Source organism: Umezakia ovalisporum Ak1311 (assembly GCF_029891685.1).
In the GTDB taxonomy this organism is placed as follows: Bacteria; Cyanobacteriota; Cyanobacteriia; order Cyanobacteriales; family Nostocaceae; genus Umezakia; species Umezakia ovalisporum.
On the sequence record NZ_JANQDJ010000046.1, the window covers coordinates 1 to 20,065 of the forward strand.

The following is a 20,065-nucleotide window of genomic DNA, read 5'->3' on the forward strand; positions in this document are numbered from 1 at the left end:
AACGGTCTGAGGATGTCTTTGACAATCTTGGGAAATGAATTTATAATCATTATCAATTATTATATTTTAATACTTCGCCCAGAATTTACCATATTTTGGGCTATTTTTATCACCTCTTTCTTAACATTCAACACTTGTGGCTTTCATGCCACTCCAACTTATTTGTATTAATACCTAAATTGGGCAAGTTTTCTATTATGCTACTAATAGCAATCTGGGCTTCAATCTTGGCTAAGAATATACCTAAACAGTGATGAATTCCTGCCCCAAATGCAATGTGACGATTTCGACGAGTAAAATCGAGTTCATTGGGATTAGTAAATTCTTCAGGATCACGATTTGCAGCCCCAATATAGACGATGACAGTATCACCTTCAGGGATGAGCTTTCCTGCAATTTTAACATCTTCCATTGCCCTGCGAGCTACGTATTGAATAGGGCTATCGTAGCGAAGAAATTCTTCTACGGCATTTTTAATTTCCTTGGGGTTTTGTTGGAGATAAACCAAACTTTCTGGGTGAGTCAAAAGTGCCAAAATCCCATTGCCAATTAAACTTCTCGTGCTGTCTTGAGCTCCCGTATTAATCAAAATACAGGTGCTAATGATTTCCTCTTCTGTAAGCTGATTTTCAATATCTTTTTGATTAATCAAATAGCTCATTAAACCATCATTGGGCTGTTTTTTATATTCAGCGACTTTTTTCACCAGGTATTCTTTATTTTCTATCATTACTTGATTTTGATGTTCATAGGCTTCTAAAGACCAAGGTTGTTGTAATAGAAAAAATTGTTGAGAAGACCAGTGAATAAGTTTTTCGCAATCTTCCTTGGGAAAACCAAATATTTGAGCAATAGTCAAGCCTGATAAAGGACTAGCTAAATCCTTGATAATATCCATCTCCCCTTTTTCCTCAACTTTCGCAAGTAAATCATCAACTATTTCCTCTATTGTTTGACGTATTTTTTCTACGGCATTGGGGGAGAACGCTGGAGTCACAGCTCTTTTAAGCCGAGTGTGATCAGGTGGATTTAAAAACAAAAACCATTGATTAGTTGTTTGTGAAAGTGTTTGTAAATCTCCTTCCTTTACATAGGCACTTTTTAGCTGAAGACGTTCAGGAAGATTATCTACAGTGAATCGCTTATCATTTAAAATACTAACGGCATCGGCGTAACGAGTAATAATCCATGTCCCAAGAGCACTTTTATGAACGGGATCTTCTTGACGCAGATAATCAAATACAGGATAGGGATTAGCGTGAAATTCTGGATCAAAGGGGTTAAATACAACTTTCTTTGTTTTCATTGTTAAAATGACCTCTATTTTTTAGCTAATTCATCTACTAAATATTCAGTCAGTTCGGGAATTATGGGATATTCCCACAATAATGTTGGGTCTAGCTCTAAATCCAGCAAGGTTTCTAACTCACCAGTAAGACTCAAGGCAACAGAAGAATCTAAACCGTAGGTAAAAATAGATTTCTCTAAATCAATGTCTTCGCTATCAATACCTAGAAGACTTGCTAGGTTATCTATTAGCCAATGTTCAATTTTCGTTCTATCCATAATAATTATTAAAGTTTGGTTCGAATTACATTGAGGGTGATTATAATGAATTTTGTTGCCATTGTGCAACCACTGCCAGAACTTTGCTCAAAAAAGCCCGGCGACAAGCCTGTCGTTGAATTTTACCACTAGAGGTTTTGGGAATACTCCCTGGTTTAATTAAGGCCATGGCATAAACTTGTAAGCCATGATGGAGAGCAAGGGCTTCACGAATAGCCGAGAAAACTTCGTTGACATTTAACTTCCTCAAATAGGTACGCTCTACTTCCTGAACAATAACCAATTTGTCTTGATTATCTATTTCTACAGTAAAGGCCGCACCACAATCTAACCGTAGAGCCTGATGACTTTGTTGTAAGGAATATTCAATATCCTGGGGGTAATGATTCCGTCCCCAAATAATTATTACATCTTTGATTCTTCCCGTGATAAATAGTTCCCCTTCTACCATGACACCTAAATCCCCTGTGCGGAGAAAATTTCGTTTATCTCCATTAGCTAATTTAGCCCGAAAAGTTGCGATGGTTTTTTCTTCTTGTTGCCAATAACCCTGAGCAACACTAGAACCTGAAACCCAAATTTCTCCTACTTGATTTTCATCACATTCTAAACAACTTTCAGGATCGACAATTTTTACTTCCATATTTTCCCACACATGGCCGCAACCCACGAGTTCCTGATAATTTTCACTATCTTTCTCAGCTTCTACTATTCGATTATTCTCTAAGGATTCTGATTGAACATTTAGGTAAACTGGCTCATCTTCAATATTACCGCCAGAAATCATTAACGTTGCTTCTGCCATGCCGTAACAGGGATAAAAATATTGAGATTTAAACCCAGAAGATTGAAATTTATTAATAAAGCTTTCTAGGGTTTTTCGTCGTATTGGCTCCGCTCCATTGTAGGCACTTACCCAAGTACTGAGATCAAGGGTTTTTTGTTCTTCAGGGGTAATTCTCTGGACACATAATTCATAGCCTAAATTTGGACCACCGCTATGAGCGGCTCCATATTTCGTAATTGCTTTCAGCCAAAGAATAGGATTTTTTAAGAAAGATTCAGGCGACATTACAACGCCTAGAAAACCTGTATATAGCGGTTGAATAATACCATCAATTAAACCCATGTCATGGAAACTTGGCAACCATGTCACAGAAACACTTTTTTCTGTAAGTTGAGATGCTTTTTGAATATAAATGGAATTATGGGCAATATTGTCATGGGAAATCATCACTCCTTTGGGCGAACCCGTTGAACCCGATGTATATTGAAGAAAAGCCAGAGTGTTAGCACTAATATCTGGAAGCTGTAGGTGAGGGGTTTTGTCATAATTTATACTATCTGTTGCCAAAAAATTTGTTGCTGGCAAGTTTAAAAAAGTCTCAAGTTTTGACTGAATATTTTCTAACACAGAGCTAGTAGTGAGAATAATTTGAGGTTGAGAATCTTCAATAATTGCCAGTAATCGAGACATTTTTTGATTACGCCTTGGTGGGTAAGCCGGAACTGCCACAACCCCAGCATATAGACACCCTAAAAAAGCTGTAATAAATTCTAAACCTTGAGGATAAAGCAATAAAGCGCGATCGCCTTCGGAGCAAAGAGATAGTAATGTGTCAGCAATGGCCTTTGATTCTTGCTGTAAGGTTTTGTAATCAATGCAGATTTCTTGATTTTGGCCATCCTTAAGAAAGATGTAGGCTAACTGATTGGGAGTGTGCTCTGCTCTTGTGTCAAGAATTGAGGTTATTGTTTTCATTGCAAGGGGTGATTTGGTTTAATAGGAATTAACTTCAAACACTAATGGCCATCGCCCTTAGTGGTATTTGGTTTAAATAAAATAAAACTACTAAAATATAATCACATATAGTCAGATATCATTATATATACTATTGTTTAGGAACAAAACTATCCCTACCTCTATAAAATCAGTTCCCATTGCTTCACAAGGATTTGAACGATAATCCCCCCAACCTAATTCATTCTTACTCTGCTTTAAGCCATATTCCACCCATGTTCTTAAGCCATAGAAATTCCCAACCTCTATTGGTGTAATATCCGGGTATTTACTCATAACATACCAGGTAGAGTTTCTAGGTAAGTTCTCTATATCTGTGGTAATTTGCCAACATCTATGTTCTCAACGTTGCCCGTGTATTATTTCTCTAATAAATGGATTTTCACTGCTTAAGTCAGAGAATACTCTTTTAAACTTCTGCCACTTTAGGTATTGAGTATACTGTTCCTTAAGCAATTATACATAATCGTTTGAGCCCATTGCTACTAGATAATTTAAATCTAGTTCATCTAATGCAGATATAAAATTTGTGCTGCTTTCGCCATATAAGCCATCAGCTAGTACCAAGTTGAATTTAAAACCCATCGACTGTAACTTTCGTATTAGCATTGCCCCGATTTGAGGCTTGGTCAGATATTTATCTTCTGGCTTTAACTTCCCTCGTGGTTTGTACACTTCAAGCAGTAGTGGGAATGTCATCCCACGGAACACACCATAGGCTGTAACTACCGCCGCAACTCCATTCTCTACTTTGCCCAAATTGCCTATATACTGACGTTTTACATAATCTGTTGTATTACCTTTGTTTTTATCTCCTGTTTCATCAATAATTAAAATGATTGGTCTTCCTTTTAATACCTCTAAAATTAGCTCTAATCTCAAGGTTCCTAGCTCTTCTACCTCCCAAGATGATGTAGGTAAAAAATGATGTAGTCCTTGATAGTTATCTAGACCGACAACTTTCGCCACTTCAGGTATACTTTTCCGTTTTAAATCAGAAATACGTCTTATATATAGATATTTGAAAGCTTCAAAGTTCTTAACATCCGAAAAAAGATTTTTATACCACAAGCAATGTTCATCCACAAACTTGACGGTTTTTATGGGTGAACGAGGCTCTACCATTTTCTTTATCTTCGTTTTAGAATTTGTAAATTATTATACTACTGCAACGGTGACACAAGAGAGTTAATAACTTTTAACTTTTCTCAAGGTGCAGATTGCCGTCGGGCAGCTGGTTTTTGTACGGGTTGTTTACCCTTACTGTCGATATTAACATATCACAAATTACTCAGGGGCGGAGCGCCGCATTTCCTAATTTAGGCAAGGGATGGAGGCTACTTGTGGCGTAAACGCCACAGAAATTTAAGCTTTTTGTTGAGCTATATATTGAATAACACTTGTAGATATGTTGCTAGTGTACCTTTAGCTAGGGGCGTGTCAATTTAGTGATGCTTTGACCCTCCCACCCCTTAAAGGGTGGGATTCTTGTTTCATTCAGCCCACTTGTCTACAGGAGTTTCCCCTCCTAGATAGAGGTTCTTTTGTCCACAAGCTTTAGATTCTGTGGTAACCACAGTGCTTTTTAATCCTTTGTTCAAAATCATAATTGCTGCATTGTGGCCACGGTGGATAATTGTCCGGCAAGAATGGCATTTGTGAGTAGGAGTAGACAACGACTTTTTAACCCCTGTTCCACAAACAGCACAATCTTAAGGTGTATACTATGGTGCAACTGCCATGGCCCAAGTATGAAAAACTTGGCAATAGTAGTCTAACCAATCAGTGAAGAACCACCACAATGCATCCCTGATAGATTGAGCTAAATGGTGGTTTTTAACCATATTTCCTACCTGCAAGTCTTCATAAACTACCAAGTCCTTTCACTGGACCAGGGCTCTTGCAGTCTTAACTGCAAAATCTTTAAAGAGTTTTTGGCATGGGGATGATATGTGTAATAATAATTAAGATATCTTAATAATTCTACACAGTTTGGGATGAGTAGCCTTGTCTATTGGTTTCTGGCCAATGCTGAGTACTTGTCCACGACTATATTTTCAGATTTTCACGTCAATCCTACGCGGAGTAAAAGCGTGTTTCAGTTAGAAGAACTACCAGTGCCTCAAGTAAAAATCACTAGTACCCCAACAGTGAAAAGTAAATTCCTGTACAGGGGGGTTTTCATGGCCATGGCCATTATCAGCATATGGGCTATGAGCCTGGCTTTGTTAATTTATATTGATATATCCCAATGCAAATTTTGGATGTTATTGCCGCTCATACTTTGGCAAACATTTTTGTATACGGGATTGTTTATTACAGCTCATGATGCCATGCATGGGGTAGTTTTTCCCAAAAATATCCAAGTCAACCATTTTATAGGGTCATTGTGCCTATTTCTCTATGGTCTTTTATCCTATCCTAAACTTTTAAAAAAACATTGGTTACATCACCATAACCCAGCCAGTGAAACAGATCCAGATTTTCACAACGGTAAGCATAAAAACTTTTTTGCCTGGTATTTTCATTTTATGAAGGGTTACTGGAGTTGGCGACAAATTATCACATTAATGACTATTTATAACTTGCTAACATATTTTTTACATCTTCCAGAGGATAATCTCACTTATTTTTGGGTAATTCCCTCAATTTTAAGTTCCTTACAATTATTTTATTTTGGAACTTTTTTACCCCACAGTGAACCAGTAGAAGGTTACAAAGATCATCATCGTTCCCAAACCATTAGCCGTCCAATTTGGTGGTCATTCATAACTTGTTATCATTTCGGTTACCATCACGAACATCACGAATACCCCAATATCCCCTGGTGGCAACTACCAGAAATTTATCAAATGTTGAAACCAAAAGTCTAAATCAAAGGTGGAATCAATACTCTAGTTGGTGAAAACCTGCTAGAGCAAATTCTGAGGTAGAATGTGGAATCTCCGTGGCTTTAGCCCTGGGAGTGTCAACAACGGATTTTTGTTTTCAGAAAACTTGTAAAGCTAAATAAGGCAAGAGGGCAAAAGCAGTAGTAGCAAAAGCCCAAGCCGGTATTTTTTGCCCTCTACCATCAATAAGTAAAGGTGCGCTGTAAATTACAGGCCACATGGCCGTGAGATTGAATAATACTATTACTATGGGGTTAATACCTTGCCATTGCCCCAAGGAAAGTTTTTGAATTAACTCCAATGTGTCTGGTTGACCTGGGGGTGCAAAGATAAAAGCATAGGTAATAAATCCTCACCAATTAACTAAAAGCTTCCGAGAGGTAATCAGCAGCAGCAGCCACAACTGTAATCGCACTTTCATAATCAAGGCGTGTGGGCCCCAAAACTCCTACGCTACCTACAGGTAATAAACCCCGACGATAAGTAGAACTAATTAAAGTGCAGGTGCGTATTGGCTCTAATGGGTTTTCTGTACCAATGCGAACCGTTACCTTAGACTTACCCAAATCTTCTGTTTCCGATTCTTCAAAGATTAATCGCCACAATTGGTCTTGTTCTTCTTCCAGGAGATGAATAATTGTCTGTACTTGCTGTAATTGAGAAAATTCTGGCTGACGCAAAACTTCCGCTACACCCCGAACCATAATTTGAGTTGTGGTTGGTGTTAGATGGCGACGAGTTAATTCTGCTACTGAACTTTTCAAGAATTCGCCATAGCGTTGAAAAGCCTGGTCTAAGTCACTCCAGTTCAAGGTAGTTAATTCCAATAAACTGCGTCCCCGCAAATGGGTATTCAAAAAATTAGAGACGATCTGTAATTCATGATCTATTCCCTCGGAATCAAGTGTTCCTTCTTCCTCCTCTGGAGACAAATTCATCAGCCTGGAATGAGTCTCATAAGTATCTGTCACCACAATCAGCATAATTTTGTTGGCTTCAATCTGCACCAATTGCAGATGTCGCAAAATTGCTGTATTGGTTTGGGGCATAGTAATTAAGCTAATGCAACCACTGACAGTTGCTAAGATTTGCGCTGCACCTTGCAATAAGGCTTCCCAACTCCAATCTTCCCATTGCAGGCGATTTTGCAACGCCAATTCAACCTCTTTTGCGATGGTATCCGTTCGCATAGTACCTCCCAGAGAAGGTTTCATTAACTGGTCAACATAAATGCGGTAGCCAGAATCAGAAGGTATTCGTCCAGCAGAGGTGTGTGGCTGGTATAGTAACCCAGATTTTTCTAGAACGCACATTATATTCCGAATTGTGGCTGAACTTACACCTAGGTCATACTCATCAACCAAAGTTTTTGAACCTACAGGCTCTGCTGTAGCGATATAGTGGCGTACTGTTGCCCAAAGTATATGCTGTTGTCGATTCGTTAAGTGGACTTCCATAGGGTATGTTTTACTGAAGGCAAATTTTAATTAAACTGAGAAAAAAATTGGGATTTGAAAAAAATATGAAAGTAGTTAATTAATTTAGCAAAATATTTAGTTTTATTTTCATCACTAAGTATCAACTCATGTGATGGTTATTTTGTCAAATTAAGCTATTACTGCTAAAATTGTTTACTTTAAGTAGTATTGCAGCTTTTTTTCAAGGAAGTTGTATTTTAGAATACTTATTTTTGAGCAAATTCATATACCTGGACTATGAGTAAAATCTGGGTAATGCTGAAACTCTCAACTCAGATTCATTGTCTTAACAACAGCATTGCTCAAATCTGACAATCAGCGCGATTTTAGCAATGCCATCTGTCAGGGCGTGATCAACTAATACTTGGGAATAGAAGAATCAACCAATAAAGAATAGGCATCAATGCCACCCATAACATTTTTAACATTTGTAAAACCTTCCGCCATGAGCCACTGGCACATCTGAGCAGAACGAATACCGTGGTGACATAACACAAGAGTTTCGGCTTGGGGATTGAACATAGTCAGAACTTGATCTCCCCATTCCGCAAATTCGCTTAGAGGCAGGTTAACAAAGCCCTCAATGCTAGCGGCTGCCAATTCTTGAGGCTCGCGCACATCTATTAACTGAATACTTACATCATCAGAAGTCAGACGTTGAGCCAGTTCCTCTACACTAATCTGAGTAATGAGTTGACTAGAAGGATTCCCTGTCATGAGATTTTTGTAAACAACCTTATACCTTTTATGGTGGCAGAAAATCTTTTTCCTAGCATCAGCATCTATTCCTAAGGGGATAGTTATAGTAAACTGCTTCCTTGCCTGTAGGCTTTCAAATCCAATCAATGTAAAATTTATATCTGGTTTAGGATGTCTAATGTGAATAGCCAACGCTCATTCTTTGGTTTCTTGGTAGCTGGTGCCATGGCACTGCTGATTGTAGCCATAGCCGGATTTTACTGGTTTGTGGCCAAAACTCCGGTAGACCTAATGGCCTCTACTTCTCGCCCCAATGCTGCTATCTTTGTTTCAAAACTTGCTCCGGCAATGGTTTCATTACTGACAAATCCTGAGCAATTACAGTCCTTAGGGCTTAAAGAACAATTATCTCAACTCAAAAGCAGTTTATTAGCTAACAGTATCATAGATTACAAACAAGATATTAAACCCTGGCTAGGAAATGAAATTACTCTGTCCGTCACCACTCTAGACATTGATCGTGACCCAAAGAACGGACAGCAACCAGGGTATCTCATGGTATTAGCCGCGGATAAACCAGCAAAAAGCCGCGAGTTTTTAGACTTGTTCTTTTCTCAACGGGTATTAGCTGGAGCTAACTTAGCTGTTGAGCAATATCAAGGGGTAAAGCTCATATCTGACAATTCCAATTTCCAACTACAACAAAATTCCCTAACTGGTGCAGTTGTCCATGGCTTTGTGTTATTCGCCAATCATCCCCAGGTGCTACGAGACGCAATTAATAACGTCCAAGCACCTGATTTAAATTTGCCCAGTTCCCCCCAATACCAAAAAGCCCTGCAACAAATTTCTCCAGCCTCCCTTGCTACAGCTTTTTTCAATCTTCCCGCTTTGGCACAATGGCAAGGCTTAAAATTACCACCTGCAACTTTCCATAGCCAAATTATTTCTTTATCTTTAAACCCCAGGGGATTGTTAGCAGAAACAAACTTTTTCACTGACTGGGAAATCATGCCTCCCTCTGCACCACTTGCTCAACCTGTAGGCGCTTTAGAATACATACCAGATGGGGCAGGGGTAATTATTGCCAGTTCTGATTTAAACAATTTGGATAACAGTGATTTAGGGCAACTCTGGACACAAGTCAAAACTGTTTTTTCCGGTTCTGGTACTGATGGAATTTCCAGCTTAGTGGCGCCATTAAGAGAACTGCAAAAAAACCAAGGGATAAACTTAAAAGAAGATATCTTTAGTTGGGTAAAAGGTGAATATGCTTTAGCCTTGTTACCCCATGGAGAATCAACTTATCCTGATTGGGTTTTTGTGGTAGAAAAATTAAAGGATGTTCCAGAAGGAATTTCTCATTTGGATACCATCGCTTCATTCCGTGAACTCAACCTCAGTTCTTTTAACTTGAATCAACAGAAAGTTTCTGCCTGGACAAAGTTAACTGCGGTAATTGAACCCACTAATACCAAACAACCCCCAACATTCGCCATTGATACCAAAGTACAAGGAGTACACACAACTCTGGGTAATTACGAAATTTTCGCCTCCAAATTAGAAACTTTGGCTGAAATAATCACAAACTACCAAAGCACTGTGATGGCTGATAAAGAAGCGCTCCGTTCCCCCAGGGTTGCTGAGGTCAGAAATCCCAATTTCCTAGATAGTATTGTTGCCATTCCCCAACCCAATCAGGGGTATATATATATCGATTGGACAAAAGGCAAAACTATGTTAGAAAGTCAAGTACCAATTTTGCAGTTAGTGGAAATAGTGGGTAAACCGTTTTTGCAAAACCTGCGATCGCTTACCATTAGTAGTTACGGTAACGAGGAAAAATCCCTCAAAGGCAAAGTACTATTCCAATTCCTAGACTAATCAAGTTTTACCTTTTTTCTTGTAACCCTGACTCAACATCGGTGATTTTCCAAATTTCTCACTTTGAGAGTTGACTCCAGGAGCGATACTATGGGATAGTATCTCGTTTTGCTTTCCGAGGGTACTTTCTCGTGCTATCTAGACTAAGTGCTGACTTTCGCATCATATTTGAACGTGACCCCGCTGCTCGTAATTGGTTGGAGGTCCTGTTTTGTTACCCAGGTTTGCAAGCCCTGCTATTTCACCGATTGGCTCACTGGCTGCATAATATTAGTATTCCATTTTTACCCCGGTTAATTTCTCACACAGCCCGGTTTTTGACGGGTATCGAAATTCATCCCGGCGCAACCATTGGCCAGGGTGTATTCATTGACCATGGCATGGGGGTAGTAATTGGTGAGACAGCCATAGTGGGAGATTATACTCTCATTTATCAGGGTGTCACCTTGGGGGGAACTGGTAAACAAACAGGTAAACGCCATCCCACAGTAGGGGAAAACGTGGTAGTGGGAGCCGGTGCAAAGGTTCTGGGTAATATTCATATTGGCAATAATGTCCGCATTGGCGCAGGGTCAGTTGTTCTCAGGGATGTACCTACAGATTGCACAGTTGTGGGGGTACCTGGTCGCATTGTTTATCGTTCTGGCGCGCGAGTTGCTCCCCTAGAACACAACAACTTACCAGATTCCGAAGCTGAAGTCATTCGTGCCTTAGTTGATCGAATTGAATCCTTAGAACAACAAATACAAAATCTACAAAACAATCAATCTTCCCCAAAAACTCATGTTTTGTCACTTTCTGTAGTTTCTAACGAAAGTGACTTGTTACAAGATGCTCCCCTATGTAGCCTCAGAGATAAAGCAATTCAACAATTTCTCGATGGCGCAGGAATTTAGTATTAAGTTTGTATAAAAAAAATAGAGTTAGATATAGTCAAATATCATCATGTGCAAAAAGCATGAGCAATATTTAGGGAAAAGAATTTAAGGGAGGTTTATTTAGGTCTAACCCTGGCAAAATATATTCAAATGATTTTAGTGGAAAGACACATCATTAAATAGTCTCATTAACATGGCCAAGAAATTGACGGTTCTCTTTCCTTTCAGAATCTCTTTCCTTCTAGCAAGGAGAGATGTCAAAACAACACTAGGGATTAATTTCCTCCCTAGACCAAACTTCTTGTTCATCGCGCCGATAAATGCGCCGATTTTGTGGCTCCCCCCGCAACTCTAAATGATCTACTTCCACTGGTTCTAATAGCACTAAGCAAAAATTCGGCACTGGCTTGGCAAAATCAGGTGGTGATGGCTCAAAGGCCTTCCCTTCCTCTACTCTGGTTTGACCAGGGTGAGGCCAAGCAAATTGTAAACGTGCTGAATCACTTAATTCTTGCCAAGTTTTGAGCCGGGCTGCTTGCAAAATACAGTCAGAATCATTAACTCCTATTACACTTAAGGAACCAGAAAGGCGAAATTGTTCTCTTGTCTTGGGAAAGTACCAACAAATTTCCCCCCAAGGTTGTTTTTGTATTTGGTTAACTTTATGACTACGCCTATCAGTAATAAATTTCAGTTGGTTGGTATCTTCCAGAAAACCTCGAAAAACAACCGTACGATTGGCAGGACGATAGTTTTCCTGGACTGTTGCCAGTTGGAGGTAACGGGCATAAGCAAGGCTACGATTAAGATGAAGCGCACGAGCGATAGCACTGCGCCAAGGAGCAATGGACATTATTTAAATTACCTACCAACGTAAAATTTGCTGCTTCATTTCTATCAAGTCTAAGTAATCCATCGTAAAAGCTTTTCTTAAAAGAGAATGGGGGATAAATTGATCATATTTTTGCAGTTCTGGGGCTTCTGCGGAACTGACTAAATCTTCTGCTGTAATTCTTTGCTCACACAGTGAAACAAGTTCAGTTTGCAGATATTTAAATTTATCTTTACCTAATTTGATTATCAAATAATAAGGATTCACCCCACTAATACTGCTAATTTCTAATGATTCTCGACAAAAACAGTTCAGCAATCTTTCCAAAGTTCGGTATGCAATTGTACCCATCCAAGGAAAGATGCAACATTGACCTTCGCTTAATTGTAAAACATATTGTTGATCTAATCCTGCCTTGCGTGTTAGTTGCCGCACTTCCTTTAACCGTCCTTGGGCATTGTTTTTTAAATAGCTATATTCAACATCTTCTAGTAATACTTGCCGCATTTTCTGCAAAATTCTTGTATGAATACAACCACCACCGCCCCGCCAATTAATAATACTAGCTTTACCTGTAACTTGCTTAACTAAAATTAGCTTTTTTTTAAAATAAACTTCTACAACTTCCCAACTTTTACCTGCTAAGGCAAATTGATTACCCACAGGTGGTAGAATGGAAATAGTACCAATTTCTTCTTTTCCTTGCTTGACTATATATTCTTGATGTTCAGCAAACACTGCGTAAAACTGAAATTTCCCTACTATTTTTTCTCCTGCTAAACCAATAATTAATTTACCTCGTTCTGTTTGCTGAATGTGGTCTATGTCCATTAAATAGCGTAACAAGCTCTTAAAGTCTGCCGCAGAAATAGCTGCAAAGGGCGATAAATTTAAAATTTGTTTGGCTAAAGCACCGGGTGTTATTTCTCCTGTTGCTGCCAAAATACTCATTGTTTGATGATACAACAAACTCAAAGGATATTTAACTGGTAGTATCGGCTCAATCCAAGCTTCTTCTAGATAAAGTTGAATAATAGCAATACATTGTAAGAGTTGCCAAGGAATTTGTTCTGGTAAAGGCGCTTCAGATAATGGTTGATTTTCCTCACATATCAAGCGCATATCAGCAGCTTCACCTCTTCTACCACTGCGTCCTAAGCGTTGTAAAAAGCTGGCAACAGACAAAGGGGATTCTAACTGAATTACCCGCTCTAAATGACCAATATCTATGCCTAATTCTAAAGTTAATGTGGCAGCAATCACAGCGGGATGATGAGGTTCAGCTATAGCATTTTCCGCAGCTCGCCGTAAGCTAGCAGATATACTGCCATGATGTACGTGATAAATATCTGGTAGTGCTTGTTGTGCAGCAATTTGGCGCAAGGATGCAATTATTGATTCTGTTTGGGTGCGGTTATTGGCAAAAATTAGGCATTTACGAGATTTACTCAAGTTAAAAATATATTGTTCATAAGCTGTAAATTCTGATTCATCAATTGAATTATTAAGATAAAAATGTTCTACAGCCAGCTTGATTTGGCGTTTTTCTGGGGCAGTTATCGGAGTAATTACTGGCTGTTTAGTTCCAGAACTTAACCACTCTTCAGCCATTGCATAATCACCGAGGGTTGCTGATAAACCAATACGCCGGGGTTGAGTTTTTGTCAAGGTGGCTAAACGTTGTAATTGACAAATAATTTGAAAACCACGTTCAGAACCCATAAAACAATGGATTTCATCAATAATTACAAATCGTAAATCACCAAATAAGTGAATTAACTGATTGTGCTTGTTAATTAACAGGCTTTCTAAAGATTCTGGGGTAATTTGCAGAATACCTCGGGGATTTTTTAAAACTTTATTTTTGTGACTTTGTGTTACATCACCGTGCCAATGATATACAGGAATATCTGCTGATTTGAGCATATCGTTGAGGCGATGAAATTGGTTATTAATTAAAGCTTTGATGGGGCTAATATATAATGCACCAATACTGTGAGGAGGTTTTTCGTGTAATAAGGTCAAAACTGGTAAAAATGCTGCTTCTGTTTTCCCAGATGCAGTTGCCGCCGCCACCAGCAAATGAGCATCTGTGTTGAATATAACTTCACAAGCTGCTAATTGTATTGGTCGTAATTCAGACCAATTGTGATGATAAATATACTCTTGGATAAACGGGGCAAGTCTGGAAAACGTCATCGGTTATTGGTCACCTGTTCAAAAATTTCTCTACACTACGAACAAATATTTCTACACCCATGGCCAAGGCAGTTTCATCAAAATCAAATTTGGGATGATGATGAGGATAGGCAAGATTTTTCTCCGAGTTGGCAGAGCCGAGAAAGAAATAACAACCAGGAACTTCTTGTAAAAAGAATGACATATCCTCCCCCCCCATAGTTTGACATTCTGGTACAACACCTAGGGAAGTTTCTATGACTTCTTCTGCTACTGACTTGATCAATTCTGCCATGCCTGCATCATTAATTACTGGTGGATAAAGACTCCAATACTCTAATTCATATTTTGCACCATGACTTTGGCAAACTCCCGCGATGATTTGCTCAACTCGTTGGTGAAAAAATTCTTGTAAATTGGGGTTAAAGTATCTGATAGTACCACTCATCCGGGCTGTGTCAGCAATAACATTAAGTTTTGTTCCTGCATGCAGTTCTCCCACTGTCACCACAGCTCCATCAATGGGGTTGACGTTACGAGATACGATGATTTGTAGTGCATTGACAATTTGGGCAGCAACTACCACCGAATCAACGGTTTGATGAGGCATAGCACCGTGTCCGCCTTTGCCTAAAACAGTGCAGTTAAAGCATTCCACAGATGCCATCAATGGCCCAGGCCGAACACCCACTGTGCCCAACGGTAAATTATTCCATAAATGTAAGCCGATAATTGCATCCACATCAGGATTTTTGAGTACCCCGGCTGCAATCATTGGTTTTGCTCCGCCGGGACCTTCTTCTGCTGGTTGAAAAATTATTTTCACCGTACCGCTAAAGTCTTGACAATGCTGCTGAAGATAGTAGGCTGTACCCATGGCAATGGCCGTATGTCCATCATGTCCACAAGCGTGCATCACGCCATCATGTTGGGACTTATAGGGAACCTCATTCAGTTCTTGAATTGGCAAAGCATCCATATCAGCCCGAATTGCCAACACTTTGTTAGCACCTGGTTTTTTACCCTGAATTGTAGCTACAATACCGGTTTTAGCTATTTCTGTTTGATGTTCAATGTTCCATGCTTGTAAGTGACGGGATACTAACTCAGCAGTGAGTTTTTCTTGAAACCCTAATTCTGGTTTTTGATGCAGTCGCCGCCGCCATTCCACTAATTGCGGTTGCAATGAGCGAATTTCTAGACGAATGCGAGATAAATCTACAGAAGAGTTGGGAAAGGTAGACACCATAATGAAATCAAGCTCTTTTCAGTTCAGCTAACTGAGGATATTTTCCCAGTTTAATGCTTATCAAAAAGTTCAGGGCGGAGCTTTTATCTACTGGCGTTGCTTAGGTCAATCAAGGGTAAGTTATGCTACAAACTGCTGCTTAACCTTTCCCAATGGAGATTTGATGCCACTTGAGCCAGTTTATCCAAATCTTCTAAGTTATCTAGATAAGGCAAACAACCTAAAACAGGGGTATTAGTTAAAGATTGAATCAAATCCCATGGTGTCCAGTCAGCTATTTCTGTATCTGTACGATATCGTACACAGTTAAGAACAATGCCTTTAAGATTTACCTGGCATTGCCTAGCCAATGCTACATTCGCCACTGCTTGAGCGATGGCACCTAATTTAACTGGTACTACTAATAGCGTAGGTATACGCCAGTCTCTTGCTAAATCTGCCACTGTCAATTCATCAGTGATGGGTGAACCCAAACCACCCAAAGCTTCCACCAGTAGGAAATCACGCTGCCATCGCAACTGAGAATAAGTTTGCCACACCACAGCCAAATCTACTTGTCGATTTTCCTTAGCTGCGGCAATGGGAGGGGCTAAGGGTGCTGCAAAATACAAAGGTGTAATTTCTTCAGCAGATTGCTGTAAAGAAAATAACTTTTGATATAATTCGCGATCGCCCATCCCGCATTGAATGGGTTTCATAATTCCCCAGCTACGCTGGGGAAAATACTTTTGCCAATAAGCTGCTAAGGCTGTTGTTAAAACAGTTTTACCAGCCTCAGTATCAGTACCAGTAATCAGTAATGTGTTCAACAAGCTCGTAAACATCCACAAGTTTTAATTAATTGTAATTCGTAATGCCTCTTTGAGAGGAGAGCTTGTCCCTCGGGTCATTGGTAATTAGTGGTTTTAACTGAGTTAAGTCTCTTTGAATTAGACGATAAACGCCGCATCATCAATGACAAACTCCGGTTCTGTTCCCAGAACTGCAACTTTGCAACGTGTGTGGGCAGACATGGGATAAAATCGTATTTGGTCTTCATGTTTATTTACAAGTCTAGTCAAGTATTTAGATAAAGTAGTGTACTGATTCTCATCTAATACACACTCGAAAACTGACTTTTGTACTCGTAAACCGTAGGATTCTAGAAGTTTCGCCACTTTGTTACGGCGAGTGTCGCTAACGATGTCGTAGCATACTAAATAGAACATTGCTATTTCACCACCGTTAACGATGCTTTTTGAGGTTTAGTGATGCTGGCCAGCTTGGAATCTAAAGGATGAAATTTTAAAGCCAAGGGACGGTAATATTCCACATCACTTAGCACATACCCAAGGTATTCTCGGACTTGGAAATCCATACACTGACGATAACTAACTGTTCCGGCCTGGGGATGCAATACAAATGTTTTGAGCTTGGCTTCCCAGTGTTGGAGAAAATGTTGCACAATTGTTCTTGGTTGACTTTTGCCGTTACTATTTCCGTTTCCGTATCCCTTGGTGTGGGGAAATTTTTTGGCAAAATGTAATACTAAGTCATCAACAATTGCAGTCCTAAACTCGGCGGTAAAATCCCATGCTAAAGGTAACTCATGGTGTACATTGCGGTGTAAAATGGCACAATGGGGATGAAGCCCCGAGGTGTCCAGCAAGGTATATATATGTTGATGTAACAGTTGATATCCTAGGTTAAATAATCCACCTATACGCCCTCGCTGAAAGTACAAGTATGGGTGATGAAACTTGAGTAGTGAAGTAACAGCATTGTAGTAAACCCCATCTGCTTCTTCACTATATTCCCACAGTTGATCAAAAGATGTTGCTAGTGATAAATTATCCATTAACAGCGTTAGGTAATTTAATGCACGTTGGGTTTCATGGTCAGGGTAAGAGCATCTCAATCAGGCTTGACACAAGGAATCAGAAGAATCTAAGATATTGTCAATGAAACAACAACTGAGAATTTGAATCAAATAATTATTTTCCATAGCGGCGCGTTTCATTTTTTGTCTGAGACTAGGTTTGTAGGTTTTTTCACAGTTAAGGGCATTAAGAGCAAAGCGTCTTAAAAGAGCAAAATTCTGAGGACTGTGGAAAGAACGAATGCGACAGTCATCTTCGGCAAAAGTACAGTCGAGAGTCCAGTGAGCCTCGTTTTCAATGCCCCAATGTTTGCGGATAGCCTGACCGATAAGTTGAGCATCACTGTGTAGAGAAGTCAAATAAAATTGCACTTCACGAGTAGTCTTGTTCCAAAGATGCCGGACGCGCACAACCATCACTAGGCTTTGCAATCCTTCCCAGACCTTGGGTTGATAAAGTTGTGGAATCGCCGCAACGGGTAAAGTCCAAACTTCACGAATTTCTGTGGGATGATGAGCTTTCTCAATTCTTTTGTCATAGCTGACATCAACGCCTTGGAAATTGTTCGCTTTCTCAGTTTCAAACCATTGTTCGACTTGAGAATACAGAGTAGGATGATTGGCCTTGAGTGCCAAAACATAATCAGCTTTGTTGGCGACAATCTGTTTGGCAATTTCAGTTTGTGTTCCCATTGCATCAATTGTGATGATAGCGCCTGTGATATCTAGTAATTCCAATAATGCCGGAATCGCCGTAATTTCATTGGATTTATCTTCTACTTTCACCTGTGCCAATACCAAGCGTTGTTCACTTGCCCAGGCACTGACAACCCGGAGTGCTGATTGACCCTGATTGCGGTCATAGGAACCCCTAATTGTCTTTCCATCTATGGGGATAATCTCTCCTCCCATGGAACTGACCAGGGTTTCCACCCATTGCAGAAAACATCGATTTAATGCTTCAGGGTCGATGAACTCAAATACCCGCCGAAAGGTGTCATCCGATGGAATACCGTTTGGTAATGCCAAAAACTCTTCTAACCACTGTTGCTTACTAATGCCATAATTCTCAATATCTTCCCACCCTTGTGCTCCCGCAATGATTGCCAGAATTGCCATTACTAAGATGTCTTGAAGTTGATGTTTTTTTGTTCGCTCTACTCTCGGGTCTTTGATAGGAGCAAAATGCTCCACTAGACTCTGTTGAATGCTGCTAATGTCTGCTATTTCTTTTGGCTTTCACTGACCACGCACAGTTTGAACAGTGTCAGCCGATTTAGTTTCAAAGCCCTGTGACATCTACTTGACTCCTGTGATTTTCCATAACAGCATTGAAGTCATCTCATCGATCTTCCTCTTGAGTCAAGTGCGTTTTTTACATCCTTGTTTATGCTTATCTGATTTTATTTGTCAAGCTTCCATTATACCAAATTAGATGAGCTTACCCTGCCGTCCTACATCTCCCAAATTCTGAGAGATAAATGTCTCAAAGGAGGGTAAATTTAATAAGCGCGAACCTTGATTCCAAATTTGCTCGATTTGTTCCCACCATTCTTGCTTTAAATTATCACGATGCTGGGGAATTAATTTATTTACTAATTCCTGCATTGGCTGGGGCATACTTTCATAGGATATACCTGATTGAATCGCCCAGGAAAGATTTTGTATGTCTTGATGGGCAATATTAGAATTAGCTGCTGCTAAATTTAATGCTGCTAATACCTCCTTACGCTTTCCTCCATATTGTCCTAACAGATAACGATGTCCATTGGGACTTGCTGCTACTTTTTGCAGACAGTAAACTTTCACAAAAATAGCATAGTCCCCAGGAGGTATAGCATCTTGTGGATTAGAATTTTGTAAATCAAGTAACACCGGGTTAAATTCATTTCCTGGAAGAGAAGAAATCCTGGGAAACAGTTTGTCACTGCTAACTGTGACAGGCGCATTTTTTTCAGATATTTCTCTGATTTGTTTTGCTAATAGGGATTCTGTCAGTTTTCCAGGATCAATACAAATTCCAGCAAAACAGATTTTTTTATCGCCTCCAATTATGATATCTAATAAACCTTTACGCAGTTCTGGTTCATTAGTAACAACCTGAGAAGCTATTACTTGTTCTTGAATATTTAAAGTATGACTGGTTAAGACTAAACTTAGTAGTAGTTTAGCAATTTTTCTCTTGTTAAAATTCATGGGTAACTCCTTTCCTCAGTCTCAAATTTATTTAGACGATTTTATTTTCTAAATACAAAATACGAATCCCCAAGGCAGTTTTTGAGTTAGTGATTTATTAGAATAATCATTAATACATTCAAAGAATTTGATTCTATTAGCCTTTAACAATCCGTAAGTAACTACGTAATCACTGTGATTAAGACCAAAACTAACCATACTAACTGATGGGCAGTTGCTAATAATATTTTCGGTAATTGAAGTCAAAAATCTACCAGATATTAAAATAGATTCTGTTGCTGCACCCTCTAATCCAAAGGCATAGGAATGTGGGCGATTTTTAGGATACAATTTGTAATTCTCAGCAATGTTTGATTGATAAATATTAACAACTTTAACTTTTCTATTATTTTGAATTTGATTTTTTGCTAATCGCAAAGCTGTATTGCATCCAGAAATTGATTTGATATTTTGTGCCAGTGTGGGTAATGAAATGCAAATTATGCTATGAGTAGCAATCAACCCAGTTGCTATAAATGGATGTACATTCATATATTTATATCCTTATTACCTCAA

At 39.3% G+C, this 20,065-nt stretch carries 17 protein-coding genes and 2 pseudogenes; 3 read left to right on the forward strand and 16 right to left on the reverse strand.

Going from position 1 to position 20,065, the window contains the following annotated elements:
• Positions 1-127: 127 nt before the first annotated feature.
• From NWP25_RS08210 to NWP25_RS08225, 4 genes and pseudogenes are all read right to left on the reverse strand, one after another.
• A complete protein-coding gene (locus NWP25_RS08210) occupies positions 128-1,306 on the reverse strand; it encodes a cytochrome P450 (protein ID WP_280699182.1) in 1,179 nt (392 codons plus the stop codon).
• Between the two features lie 14 nt (positions 1,307-1,320).
• Entirely contained in the window at positions 1,321-1,566 is a 246-nt protein-coding gene (locus NWP25_RS08215; RefSeq protein ID WP_280652214.1) for an acyl carrier protein, read from the reverse strand.
• 40 nt (positions 1,567-1,606) lie between these two features.
• Positions 1,607-3,328: a fatty acyl-AMP ligase gene (locus NWP25_RS08220; protein ID WP_280652215.1), complete on the reverse strand. Its 1,722-nt coding sequence runs from the start codon at positions 3,326-3,328 to the stop codon at positions 1,607-1,609.
• 198 nt (positions 3,329-3,526) lie between these two features.
• Positions 3,527-4,492, reverse strand: a pseudogene (locus NWP25_RS08225) (IS701 family transposase); the annotation flags it as partial.
• Positions 4,493-5,460: 968 nt separating this feature from the next.
• Here NWP25_RS08225 and crtW point away from each other — a divergent pair.
• A complete protein-coding gene (gene crtW, locus NWP25_RS08235) occupies positions 5,461-6,240 on the forward strand; it encodes a beta-carotene ketolase CrtW (RefSeq protein WP_280651357.1) in 780 nt (259 codons plus the stop codon).
• Positions 6,241-6,364: 124 nt separating this feature from the next.
• On the opposite strand, the pseudogene NWP25_RS08240 reads toward crtW, so the two are convergent.
• The 3 genes and pseudogenes from NWP25_RS08240 to NWP25_RS08250 all read right to left on the reverse strand — a co-directional run.
• A pseudogene (locus NWP25_RS08240) lies at positions 6,365-6,604 on the reverse strand (DUF2834 domain-containing protein); the annotation flags it as partial.
• Positions 6,605-6,617: 13 nt separating this feature from the next.
• The gene (gene hrcA, locus NWP25_RS08245) at positions 6,618-7,715 is read right to left on the reverse strand and encodes a heat-inducible transcriptional repressor HrcA (protein WP_280651356.1); all 1,098 of its coding nucleotides are present in this window, start codon (positions 7,713-7,715) and stop codon (positions 6,618-6,620) included.
• Between the two features lie 378 nt (positions 7,716-8,093).
• Complete coding sequence (locus NWP25_RS08250) at positions 8,094-8,453, reverse strand: rhodanese-like domain-containing protein (protein WP_280651355.1); 360 nt, start codon at positions 8,451-8,453, stop codon at positions 8,094-8,096.
• Between the two features lie 153 nt (positions 8,454-8,606).
• Here NWP25_RS08250 and NWP25_RS08255 point away from each other — a divergent pair, with 153 nt between their 5' ends.
• The gene (locus tag NWP25_RS08255; RefSeq protein ID WP_280699184.1) at positions 8,607-10,319 is read left to right on the forward strand and encodes a DUF3352 domain-containing protein; all 1,713 of its coding nucleotides are present in this window, start codon (positions 8,607-8,609) and stop codon (positions 10,317-10,319) included.
• Positions 10,320-10,450: 131 nt separating this feature from the next.
• Entirely contained in the window at positions 10,451-11,215 is a 765-nt protein-coding gene (gene cysE / locus NWP25_RS08260) for a serine O-acetyltransferase (RefSeq protein WP_280651353.1), read from the forward strand.
• 250 nt (positions 11,216-11,465) lie between these two features.
• On the opposite strand, the gene NWP25_RS08265 is transcribed toward cysE, so the two are convergent.
• The 9 genes from NWP25_RS08265 to NWP25_RS08305 all read right to left on the reverse strand — a co-directional run bounded on the left by NWP25_RS08265 (position 11,466) and on the right by NWP25_RS08305 (position 20,041).
• Positions 11,466-12,050: an Npun_F5749 family FMN-dependent PPOX-type flavoprotein gene (locus NWP25_RS08265; RefSeq protein WP_280651352.1), complete on the reverse strand. Its 585-nt coding sequence runs from the start codon at positions 12,048-12,050 to the stop codon at positions 11,466-11,468.
• 12 nt (positions 12,051-12,062) lie between these two features.
• A complete protein-coding gene (locus tag NWP25_RS08270; RefSeq protein ID WP_280657382.1) occupies positions 12,063-14,228 on the reverse strand; it encodes a DEAD/DEAH box helicase in 2,166 nt (721 codons plus the stop codon).
• Positions 14,229-14,238: 10 nt separating this feature from the next.
• A complete protein-coding gene (locus tag NWP25_RS08275) occupies positions 14,239-15,456 on the reverse strand; it encodes a M20 metallopeptidase family protein (RefSeq protein WP_280699186.1) in 1,218 nt (405 codons plus the stop codon).
• Between the two features lie 125 nt (positions 15,457-15,581).
• Positions 15,582-16,265: a dethiobiotin synthase gene (bioD, locus tag NWP25_RS08280; RefSeq protein ID WP_280651359.1), complete on the reverse strand. Its 684-nt coding sequence runs from the start codon at positions 16,263-16,265 to the stop codon at positions 15,582-15,584.
• Between the two features lie 120 nt (positions 16,266-16,385).
• Positions 16,386-16,664, reverse strand: a complete 279-nt coding sequence (cas2, locus tag NWP25_RS08285; RefSeq protein ID WP_280651349.1) for a CRISPR-associated endonuclease Cas2 — start codon at positions 16,662-16,664, stop codon at positions 16,386-16,388.
• Between the two features lie 2 nt (positions 16,665-16,666).
• On the reverse strand, positions 16,667-17,353 hold the full coding sequence (locus NWP25_RS08290; RefSeq protein ID WP_280651348.1) for a CRISPR-associated endonuclease Cas1: 687 nt from the start codon (positions 17,351-17,353) through the stop codon (positions 16,667-16,669).
• A complete protein-coding gene (locus NWP25_RS08295; protein ID WP_280699195.1) occupies positions 17,354-18,541 on the reverse strand; it encodes an ISAs1 family transposase in 1,188 nt (395 codons plus the stop codon). It abuts the gene before it with no gap.
• A gap of 204 nt (positions 18,542-18,745) precedes the next feature.
• A complete protein-coding gene (locus NWP25_RS08300; RefSeq protein WP_280651347.1) occupies positions 18,746-19,510 on the reverse strand; it encodes a hypothetical protein in 765 nt (254 codons plus the stop codon).
• A 48-nt stretch (positions 19,511-19,558) separates the two neighbouring features.
• A complete protein-coding gene (locus NWP25_RS08305) occupies positions 19,559-20,041 on the reverse strand; it encodes a hypothetical protein (RefSeq protein WP_280692230.1) in 483 nt (160 codons plus the stop codon).
• Positions 20,042-20,065 lie beyond the last annotated feature (24 nt).